The sequence below is a fragment of the Methylobacterium sp. WL18 genome (genome assembly GCF_008040015.1).
Taxonomy (GTDB): Bacteria; Pseudomonadota; Alphaproteobacteria; order Rhizobiales; family Beijerinckiaceae; genus Methylobacterium; species Methylobacterium mesophilicum.
Genome location: NZ_VRVD01000928.1, coordinates 1 through 1,390, shown reverse-complemented (window position 1 = coordinate 1,390; position 1,390 = coordinate 1). Strand labels below are relative to the sequence as shown.

General features: G+C 68.2%; 2 protein-coding genes. One reads left to right on the top strand and one right to left on the bottom strand.

Annotated elements, in window-relative coordinates:
* The first annotated feature begins 74 nt into the window (after positions 1–74).
* Positions 75–719, top strand: a complete 645-nt coding sequence (locus FV228_RS29790; RefSeq protein ID WP_246694079.1) for an invasion associated locus B family protein — start codon at positions 75–77, stop codon at positions 717–719.
* 165 nt (positions 720–884) lie between these two features.
* Here the strand turns inward: FV228_RS29790 and hspQ are convergent, their stop codons facing one another.
* The gene (hspQ, locus tag FV228_RS29785; RefSeq protein ID WP_147857737.1) at positions 885–1,223 is read right to left on the bottom strand and encodes a heat shock protein HspQ; all 339 of its coding nucleotides are present in this window, start codon (positions 1,221–1,223) and stop codon (positions 885–887) included.
* Between the last annotated feature and the right edge of the window lie 167 nt (positions 1,224–1,390).

Genomic DNA, 1,390 nt, shown 5'->3' with positions numbered 1-1,390 from the left:
TTTTTTAATTATACGGCGCCCACCGTCATCTACACATATTATATCGTCGGCAGCGTCATTTGTGTTTAAGACACATGAACACCCCGGCCGCCAACACGCCGGCCGGCGCCGCCGCGCAGACCGGTCCCCAGATCGTGACCGTGAAGTCCGAGCCGAGCCAGGCCGACTGGACCAAGGTCTGCGGCAAGGACCAGGGCTCCGGCACCGACATCTGCTACACGACGCGCGACTTCGTGTCCGACCAGGGCCAGCCCGTGCTGGCGGTGGCCGTCTACGAGATGAAGAACGCCGCACAGAAGCAGGAAGTGCGCGTGGTGCGCTACCTTCTGCCGCTCGGCCTGCTGCTGCAGCCGGGCATCCGCTTCAACGTCGACGGCCAGGCCGCGACCCCGGGCCGCTTCGCGGTCTGCTTCCCGAACGGCTGCTTCGCCGAGGCCGGCGGCGTCGATGCCGGCGTCGTCGCCGCGATGAAGAAGGGCACGACCCTCAACGTCTCGGTCCAGAACCAGACCCAGCGCGAAGTCACCTTCGCGGTGCCGCTGGCCGGCTTCGGCAAGGCCTTCGACGGCCCGGCCATCGACCCGAAGGTCCTGGAAGAGCAGCAGAAGAAGCTGCAGTCGGAGCTGGAGAAGCGCTCCGAGGACATGCGCAAGAAGCTCGAGCAGCAGGGCAGCGCCGCCCCGGCGGCCGGCGCCGCCCCCGCTCCGGCGGCGAAGTAACGCCGCAGCGGATCGCGATCGGGGCCGGACCGCGAGGGCCGGCCCCTTTTTCATGCGCGATCGCCGGCGCCGGGATTCGGGGGCTCCCAAAGGGCTCGCCCTTCGGGAGCCCGGACCTCGGAAGGACGGACTCGGCCGGCTCCTTCGAAGACCGTCGAAAAAAAATCAGTTCCGGACGCGGTCGCGCACGCGGTAGCCGCCGGCCGCGTCGCGCTCGAACATCTCGGCGATGCCGGCATGGCGCAGCGCCTCGCCGGAGGTGTCCGGCAGGAGGTTCTGCTCGGACACGTAGGCGACGTACTCGGTCTCGGCGTTCTCGGCGAGCAGGTGGTAGAACGGCTGGTCCTTGCGCGGCCGGACATCCTCGGGGATCGCCAGCCACCATTCCTCGGTGTTGTCGAACACCGGGTCGACGTCGAACACGATACCCCGGAACGGGTAGATCCTGTGACGCACCACGGCGCCGATCGCGAACTTCGCGGTTCTCAGTGTTACGTCCGTCATGACTCTGCCCGCCCAGAGCGGACAGATAGGACCGATGCCGAGGCGTGTCACCGGGCCGGTGTCATCTCCTGGTGACCGAGGTGTGATTCGGCAGGTCCCGGCTCCGGGATGCCGAGTTCGGCCGCGATCGCCCGGGCGGTGGCCTCGCGCCGGGCGGTGATCCCGGC